This window comes from Vibrio sp. 947 (assembly GCF_033339115.1).
GTDB classification, from domain to species: Bacteria; Pseudomonadota; Gammaproteobacteria; order Enterobacterales; family Vibrionaceae; genus Vibrio; species Vibrio alginolyticus.
Genome location: NZ_JAWOTX010000014.1, coordinates 130,658 through 139,682, shown reverse-complemented (window position 1 = coordinate 139,682; position 9,025 = coordinate 130,658). Strand labels below are relative to the sequence as shown.

The following is a 9,025-nucleotide window of genomic DNA, read 5'->3' as shown; positions in this document are numbered from 1 at the left end:
TTGACTTCATCGCCAACTAGCGCAAAGTAGCCGTTTGAGTTGTTTTCTAAAGAAACGGTTAATTGCTCTTCTGGCGTATCTGTATCAGCGACTTCCAATGTTGCCACTACCGTATCGGTACTCACCGCGTCTTCAGTGATACTTTCTACAGCATCGACCTTGATGGTTGGCGCATCGTTTACTGGGTTAACGGTAACGGCCACCTTCGCTTGGTCGGTCAGTGCACCATCGGTCACGGTGTAAGTGATTTCAGCATCACCATGGAAGTCCTCGGCCGGTGTGAACACCAGTTTGCCGTCAACAATCTCAACTGTACCTTGTGTTTCAGGTACGGAAGCTGATTGGATAGACAGCGTATCGCCATCAATATCGGTGTCGTTTGGCAGAACATCAATCGTCACTGGCGTGTCTTCGTCAGTAACAGCGGTATCATCTTTTGCCACTGGCGCGTCATTCACTGGCGTCACATCGACGTTCACCGTGGTGGACTCCGATACCCCACCCGAGGTAACGATGTAGGTGAAGCTGTCTGTACCGTGGAAGTTGTCGTTTGGCGTGTAAGTGACGCTGCCGTCCGGGTTGACCGAGACCGTGCCGTTCGCTGGACCGTGATTGGTATCCAACGACACCACTTTGTCGTCGCCTTCGAACGTGTCGTTACCTAAGACCTTGATGATGGTTGGCGTATCTTCCACAACCGTCGCTTTATCTGCCACGATGTCCGCCACAGGCGCCACTGTGAAGTTCACCGTTTGGCTAACGCTTTCACCGCTTGGATCGGTGGCCGTAAAGGTCAATGCTTCTGAGCCGTTCCAGTCCGCGGTTGGAGTGAACGTAGCAATGCCATTGACGATCGCCACTTGAATGTTGCTATTACCAGAAACGCTGAAGCTCAGCTCGCCATCCACATTATCCACATCGCTGAAAGCCGTATTTAGATCGATGCTGTATGGCGTGAAATCTTCCACCAAGGTTTGGTCTACAATGTTGCTCTCAACCACAGGTGTGTCGTTCACCGCATTCACGGTGACGTTAACCGTCGCTTGGTCGGTCAGTGAACCATCGGTGACGGTGTAAGTGATTTCAGCGTCACCATGGAAGTTCTCGGCCGGTGTGAACACCAACTTGCCGTCAACAATCTCAACTGTACCTTGTGCTTCAGGTACAGACGCTGATTGGATAGACAGCGTATCGCCATCAATATCGGTGTCGTTTGGCAGAACATCAATTGTCACTGGCGTGTCTTCGTCAGTAACAGCTGTATCATCTTTTGCCACTGGCGCATCGTTCACTGGCGTCACATCGACGTTCACCGTGGTGGACTCCGATACCCCACCCGAGGTAACGATGTAGGTGAAGCTGTCTGTACCGTGGAAGTTGTCGTTTGGCGTGTAAGTGACGCTGCCGTCCGGGTTGACCGAGACCGTGCCGTTCGCTGGACCGTGATTGGTATCCAACGACACCACTTTGTCGTCGCCTTCGAACGTGTCGTTACCTAAGACCTTGATGATGGTTGGCGTATCTTCCACAACCGTCGCGTTGTCTGCCACGATGTCCGCCACAGGCGCCACTGTGAAGTTCACCGTTTGACTGACGCTTTCGCCGCTTGGATCGGTGGCAGTAAAGGTCAGCGCTTCTGAGCCGTTCCAGTCCGCAGTTGGAGTGAACGTAGCAATGCCATTTTCAATCGACACCAACACGTTGCTGTTGCCAGAAACGCTGAAGGTCAGATCGCCATCCACGTTATCCACATCGCTGAAAGCGGTATTTAGATCGATGCTGTATGGCGTGAAATCTTCCGCCAAGGTTTGGTCTGCGATGCTGCTTTCAACCACAGGCGTGTCGTTCACCGCATTTACGGTGACATTGACCGTCGCTTGGTCAGTCAGTGCACCATCGGTCACGGTGTAAGTGATTTCGGCATCACCATGGAAGTTCTCGGCCGGTGTGAACACCAGTTTGCCGTCAACAATCTCGACTGTCCCTTGGTCACTCGGCACAGATGCCGAGTCAATCGACAGCGTATCGCCATCAATATCGGTGTCGTTTGGCAGGACATCAACCGTTACTGAGCTATCTTCCTCTGTAATTGTTGTATCATTAGAGGCAATAGGCGCATCGTTAACTGAGTTTACTGTTACCGAAACTTGAGCTTCATCCTCTAACTCACCATCTGTGATGGTGTAGCTAATCGTTGCATTACCGTTGAAATTTTCAGCCGGAGTGAAAACAAGCTTACCATCGATAATCTCAACGATACCTTGCTCTTCTGGTACAGAAGCAGAGGTAATGATTAAATCATCACCTTCAATATCACTGTCGTTAGCGAGCACATCAATTACAACCTGGGAATCCTCGTCAGTTTGAATCGCATCATTAGTTGCTATTGGCGCGTCATTAACAGGCGTAATATCTAAGTTAGCAGTGCCATTAATAACACCGCCATCGTTATCAATAATGTCATAGGAGAATGACACTTCAGTGTCATCATCAGCCTCTGGAATGTAAGTCCAAGATCCATCGCTGTTATCAATTAAGGTGCCATTCCCACTCTCAATAGTGACGTTTGTAATGACAAGAGTATCGGCATCATCAATATTGACATTAGATAGTAATTCTTCAGTAGTTATCGTGATTGGATCGCTATCTTCCTCAACAGCGCTTAATGTCACTGGAGAATTAGTAAGTGGCTTACTTGAGCCATCCCCACTTGTCTCGATACCTGTTGTGAAGAAGTCATTTAAGGTCAACGCTTGTGTTTCAGATAAGCCGAGGGATTCTAGGCCAATAGTTTCAAAGTTTGTTGAGGCTAGCACTTCAGTACCATCTCGTACAATCGTGGCACTATTTTGCAAACTGGAGCCACTATTTTCACCCGCTGCAGGTGCGAGTTCTTCATCAATAGCAGAAGGGTCTTGACCTTGCTCAATAGCACTAATAATCTGTGCTACATCGTCTGAAATATCTTTTAAACCTTGCTCTTGAGCAAGCTGAATTTTCAGGTCTTGAGGCGCAGCATCTGTCATTGCCACTATCACTTCACCTGGTAGAGGCTGCTGTCCTTCTGCAAGGACTCTCAGCTGCCCATCCAAACCTATTACGACGACTTGATTACCGAGTGGCACTAATGCTGTACGATCCATATAAACCTTAACCCTAAATAACTGTCAAGTTTTTGACTAACAATACTAATTTGCTATATATTGCCCGAATATATAGTGCAATAACAGCAATTTGATGCTCAATAAAGTAATTATGTGTCATACATCAATAAGAATCCAGATGCATAAGTGTTTTATTTTATTAAAATCTGGACACTCGTTTCTAGCCATTACCTCCATCTTTAATTTGAGATCTTAATTCAAGTTTTAGGCAGATTTAGTAGGTTGATTTATCAAAATTGAAACAAATGAACAGCGAATCAACAGGTTACTTCATCGCATATTAATGTTATTGTGCGCTAAATTATTGACGCCCTTATAAGTATTCCACTTATAAGCCCTATCACCTCGAGAATTTTTACCATTATCTAGGAGAATCACAGTGAAGTGGACTCGTGCCAACGCCTTTTGTATTGGTATGTTCACCGCTAGTCATGCTTTTGGGCAAACGCTAGAGCAAGCGGTTGAAAACACATTAAAAACCAATCCTGACATCAAAAGTGCGTTCAATGAATTCGTTAGCAAGCAGTATGTGAATGAAGCATCTGGTGGTGCTTACCTCCCATCCGTAGACTTAGATGCCGGTATCGGTTACGAAGGAATCAAACCTGCAGAGTCAGGGCGAGATTCAACCGATCTGACAAGAAAAGAAGCCACCGTGACACTAACCCAGCTAATATGGGATGGCTCAGCGACACTTAATGATATGGATCGAACAGCAGCTGATGCTGAATCGGTCCGTTATCAACTTCTAGCTGATGCCCAAGACACCGCTCTAGAGGTCGCGAAAGTTTATTTAGACTCAGTAAAAGCTTATGAAATTCTGACACTTTCCGAGAATAACTTGAAAGTGCATAAGAAGATCTATGAAGACATTAAAAAGCGAGTTAACTCAGGTATCGGTTCTACAGCAGACTTAACCCAGGTAGAGGCTCGTTTAGCAAAGGCTCACGGTAACTTGGTGGCAGCTCAGAACAACTTATATGACAGCCACACCACCTTTACACGCCTTGTCGGACAGTCACCACAAGGATTGATTTTCCCAAGAGCGGACCAAAACTTTATTCCCTACACCATCGATGAAGCGATTGACTTGGCATTCGAGTCACATCCAGTAATCAAAATTTCGGTAGCTGATGTGGACTCTGCAAAGTTCCAATACAAGCAATCTAAAGGAACTTACTACCCAACGATATCGGTAGAAGCGGCTCAAACATGGCGTGATGATGCAAGCGGTATCGAAGGAAGCAGCGAAGAGACAACAGCAATGTTACGTATGCGTTACAACCTCTTTAACGGTGGTAGTGACGTAGCCAACGCTGAAAGTTTTGCCTACCAACTAAATAAAGCAAAAGATCTAAGAGAACGTGCATACCGCCAAGTAGAAGAAGGTCTTCGTCTATCTTGGAGTGCGTTAGATTTAACACTTCAACAAAAAGAGTTCCTAGCGGATCACGTAGATTCGGCCTCTGAAACTGTCATCGCCTACGAAAAGCAGTATCGCATTGGAAAACGCACTCTGCTGGACTTGTTAAATACTGAAAACGAACTTTTCGAAGCGAGAAAGAACTACTTGGATGCTCGATACTCAGAGCAGTACGCCAAGTACCGCGTTATGAACGCGACTGGCCAATTGTTAAATGCCTTGCGTGTCGATGTACCTACAGAATGGAATGAAAAGGTGGAGTACTGATCATGAAACCAGTGAAGATTCTATTTGCATTGGGTATGCTCGCCATCACTCAACACGTTGTTGCTGAAGACGAATATGAGTATCGTCCTGTACCAAATGCAGAACAAATAGCAGATTTGCAAGATGACGATAACGATGGTGTCATCAATGCTCGAGATATGTGCCCAGGTACACCTGAAGGCTCAGAGGTCGACAACGACGGTTGTGGAGAATACATTAAAGCATCAGATAACATGCAAGTGCGGATACTTTTTGCTAACGACTCTGATGAGATCAATCCAGTCTTCAGAAGACAAGTCCGAGAGCTTTCCGACTTTTTAAAAGAGTACCCTACTACTTCGATAGAGCTGCACGGCTATGCTAGTAAAGTTGGTGGTTCAAAGCACAACCAAGATCTTTCTGAAAGACGAGCACGCAATGTCCGTGAAGCCCTACTAAGCTACGACATCGAACCGAGTAGAGTCCGCATTGTTGGTTTTGGTGACACTCACTTAGCACAGCAAGGGACCGATGAAGTCAGCCATGCTTTAAATCGTCGAGTAACCGCATCAGTCGTTGGTTACAAAGGCGAGATAAAAAGAGAGTGGACAATATTCACAACTCTTCCAGAAAGGTAAAGTACCTGTTTTTGTTTGCTCTGCAAGCACAAAGCAAACAAAAACGAGTGAATACTTAACCTCAGAAAAGGAGCTTCGGCTCCTTTATTTTTACTCATTTCGACAACCGTATTATGCTTTAGGAATCGGCACTTTAGTGTTACTCTAGCCACGTCATAACAACGAGAGTTTTGAAATGAGCAAACTTACATCAGATATCCAAGCGAACCTTGACCTTTTTGTTGCAGAAACGAAAGAAAACCAATTGGTTTGGGGTTTACGCAATGAAGAAGGTTGGCTATCTTGCGATTCAACTGAATTCGAAAACAGCGAAGTCATGCCTTTCTGGTCTTCTAAAGAAGATGCAGAAGCACATAATGTTGAAGAATGGGCAGATTTTACTGTACTAGAAATCCCATTAGATATCTTTGTTGAAGATTGGCTTTTGACTCTTGCTGAAGATGGTGTTCTTGTTGGAACTAACTGGAACGATCAGTTAGAAGGCAAAGAAATGGAACCTCAAGATCTAGCAAAGCTTTACATTGATTAAAGATTTCTGACCTCAACTTTATGTTGAGGTCTTTCTTTTTATGCCTCTTCTTTCAATATCTCGACCAAGTGCATAGTTTTACTACTCTTTTTCTTAGTACACCCAACTTAATCACAACGCTGATGCGTTAAAAGCGCTATGATAACTCAACTTTAAAGGCACCTTAAATTAAAGGCTCGTTTAAACATGCGCGTGCTCTATCCCTTGCTTGCGTCACTTTTGCTCACTCCAGTATATGCAAGCGACACTCAAGATATTGAACCAAACCAAAATATCACACAGTGGCACTCTGTCTACCAAACCACACTACGAAGCAACCCTGAGTCGGCATTGAGCATGCTTCAAGATCGCTACCATACAGCGAAATCGGACAGCGAAAAGCTCTACGTAAGTGGATTGATTTATGAATATATGTCAAACATAAATCAGCCTTACTACGGCAGCAGTCAAGTCTTAGACAACCATTTTTCTCAATTAGAATCAGAATATATTCTTGCCTTAAATGAACGTAAGCATGGTAGTTACGAGGCCTCAGTAGATAGCTTTTCTTCTTTGCGACAGACAATGAAGAAAATATCCGATTCCGAAGGCAAGGCTCTGATGAACTATCAACTTTGTTATACGCTGAATCAACAAGGTCGTTATCACAAAGCAAACTTTTATTGCTCATCCTTAGAGAGCCACTTAAATCATAAGCATCAAGAAAACTTCCCTGTTGATCTTGCTTTGCGCGTGGTAGCAAATAACTACAATTACCGCGGTGACTATGAAAAAGCCTTAAGTTTGTATCGACAGTTGATGGCCAACATGTCGACGCAAAGCGATCCTTCAGGGATTTACAATGACGTCGGCAATTTACTTGCAGAGCTGGGGCAATTTGAACAATCAGAGCAATATCTCATTCAAGCCTTACTGGTTCGCCAAGATGAAGGGACACCTCTTGAAGTTGCGCAAGTCGAACATAGTCTAGGAGCGATGTACAGAAAATCCAAAGAACTCGATAAGTCCATCAGCCACTACAAAAATGCATTAACGATTCTCGAACAACTTCATTATCCATACGGGCAAGGGTTGACCTATTTAGGGTTATCTGCTGCTTTGGCCGATTCTGGGCAATTGGATACCGCGGTAGATTACATTGGAAGAGCATTAAACATTGCTCAAACTTATGAGAATACGCACCTTGAAACAGAGGGTCATTTGGCTGCTGGATTGGCATATTTAAAGAACCATACACCCGAAAAATCGATTGAACACGGTACAATTGCGTTAAGATTAGCGGTAAAAAACGCTAGGCCCTTATTGCAAGCGCAAGCCCAATTACTCCTCTCAAAAGCATACCAAGCTCAAAATGATTACAAAAAGGCACTGGAGCATCACAAGGCCTACTCGACGATTGAACTAACGAACCGAGACGCGAGTAATATCAAGGCGTTAGAGGCACTAGATCTCACTAAAAAAGAGTATGAATATGATCTACAAGTCGCGCAGTTGAACAACGAAACTTTTCTAAGTCAGTACCAGTTTGAAAAACTCACAGACCAACAACGCACTTATAATTTTGTTGTTTTCTGTTTATTGATTCTCCTCGCTCTGGCATTGATGGTTCAGCGACAAACACGCTTAAAAGCCAAAATAGACAGCTTAACGTGTGCATTAAACAGAGCGGCAATTATAGAGACGATTAAAAGCCAAACCTCCAAAGCGGAAGGAGACTTCCGCTACGTTCTAGCATTAATCGATCTAGATGACTTTAAGGCGATTAATGATCAGTACGGTCATTCGACTGGCGACTTAGTACTACAACAGGTATGCAAAGCGCTTAAAACTAAACTTAATAAGGGAGAGTACTTGGGTCGTTTAGGTGGAGAAGAGTTTATCTTGCTATTGAAAAACGTCGATGAGATTGACGTTCCCTTTAGAATACAAAGTCTGCATAAAACAATTTCAGAAAAGAGTGTACATTCGCTTAATAACCATCAATTGAATATATCTGCGAGTCTGGCCTATCTATCAACCTCAATGCCACTCACCAACTTTGATGAGCTCTATTCGATATTAGACCAAGCGTTATACAATGCTAAGAAGCAAGGAAAAAACTCCCTTGTGGACGCATACAACGAGCCGATCAGTTTAAGTGCTGAGTATATTCTCTAATAAAGCCAAACCACCAGCGTAGTGGTTTGTTATAGGTGGAAGCATCAGTAAGCCATTCAGATGCAACACCATCATCAAGGAGTCTTTGTGCCCAAGGCAAGAAAAAACATTCAGTCTCTAGAGCGAGGTTTTCTAATCCTCGAGTTGCTCTCGATGAGTGAGTCTCCCCTATCATTACAGACGATCAGTAATGCGATCCAGTTAAATAAGACGACTGTTCACGGGTTACTTGCGACTCTACACTCTCTTGGATATGTATCCAAACACAACCATAGCTACAGCCTAGGGTTTAGATGCTATGAACTGTCTAAGCCGATTGAACAAAAAAACGAAGCTATCCGACAACATTTTGTTCCATTGCTGAAAAAAATGGCCCAAGTGACTAACAACACAGCTTACCTCGCTGTACAAAGTGGCGCTAAAGAGTACTTGTATATCGATGCTATAGAGCAGGATAACCCTCTTACTATCCGTAGCCCGAGAGGGAAACGAGAAGGACTCACAACATCTGCGATCGGCAAAGTTTTTCTTAGTTTTGATGATGAGCTTCGTCGAACATTACGCCTTGAAAACCAAATATCCCCCACGTTAGAAACTGAACTTAATCAGGTTGTATTATCAGGTTACGCACTCGATTTAGAAGAGGCAGAGCCAAACCTCAATTGCTTAGCGATCCCCCTTTACTTGGATGGTAAAGTCGTTGCTGTTGCAGGTGTTAGCGGTGCTGCCTCCGAACTGACGGTCACTAGGCTAAAACACTTTGCCAGCATCTTTCTCAAATTTTAAGATTTGACAATGTCGAATCCTAGGCCATTTTTATACTGTTTTGATTACATGCTTATACGTCGCCTCTAATATGGTCGTTGTT

At 44.2% G+C, this 9,025-nt stretch carries 6 protein-coding genes; 5 read left to right on the top strand and 1 reads right to left on the bottom strand.

The features are described from left to right. Nucleotides 1-3,143 (bottom strand): tandem-95 repeat protein (locus R7Q39_RS17925; RefSeq protein WP_318076512.1); only part of this gene is annotated, 3,143 nt, incomplete at its 3' end. Between the two features lie 400 nt (nucleotides 3,144-3,543). On the opposite strand from R7Q39_RS17925, the gene R7Q39_RS17920 reads away from it, so the two are divergent. The 5 genes from R7Q39_RS17920 (at nucleotide 3,544) to R7Q39_RS17900 (ending at nucleotide 8,943) form a co-directional block, all read left to right on the top strand. Further along, on the top strand, nucleotides 3,544-4,854 hold the full coding sequence (locus tag R7Q39_RS17920) for a TolC family outer membrane protein (protein ID WP_017635971.1): 1,311 nt from the start codon (nucleotides 3,544-3,546) through the stop codon (nucleotides 4,852-4,854). Nucleotides 4,855-4,856: 2 nt separating this feature from the next. Beyond that, on the top strand, nucleotides 4,857-5,471 hold the full coding sequence (locus R7Q39_RS17915; protein WP_005377354.1) for an OmpA family protein: 615 nt from the start codon (nucleotides 4,857-4,859) through the stop codon (nucleotides 5,469-5,471). A 175-nt stretch (nucleotides 5,472-5,646) separates the two neighbouring features. After that, the gene (locus R7Q39_RS17910; RefSeq protein WP_005377352.1) at nucleotides 5,647-6,000 is read left to right on the top strand and encodes a DUF2750 domain-containing protein; all 354 of its coding nucleotides are present in this window, start codon (nucleotides 5,647-5,649) and stop codon (nucleotides 5,998-6,000) included. A gap of 186 nt (nucleotides 6,001-6,186) precedes the next feature. Beyond that, entirely contained in the window at nucleotides 6,187-8,157 is a 1,971-nt protein-coding gene (locus tag R7Q39_RS17905; RefSeq protein ID WP_318076511.1) for a tetratricopeptide repeat-containing diguanylate cyclase, read from the top strand. Nucleotides 8,158-8,244: 87 nt separating this feature from the next. Continuing rightward, complete coding sequence (locus R7Q39_RS17900) at nucleotides 8,245-8,943, top strand: IclR family transcriptional regulator (protein ID WP_054575004.1); 699 nt, start codon at nucleotides 8,245-8,247, stop codon at nucleotides 8,941-8,943. The last annotated feature ends 82 nt before the right edge of the window (nucleotides 8,944-9,025 follow it).

Coding starts and splice junctions, on each gene's coding strand:
- R7Q39_RS17915 (WP_005377354.1), top strand. CDS start 4,857: ATGAAACCAGTGAAGATTCTATTTGCATTGGGTATGCTCGCCATCACT.
- R7Q39_RS17905 (WP_318076511.1), top strand. CDS start 6,187: ATGCGCGTGCTCTATCCCTTGCTTGCGTCACTTTTGCTCACTCCAGTA.
- R7Q39_RS17910 (WP_005377352.1), top strand. CDS start 5,647: ATGAGCAAACTTACATCAGATATCCAAGCGAACCTTGACCTTTTTGTT.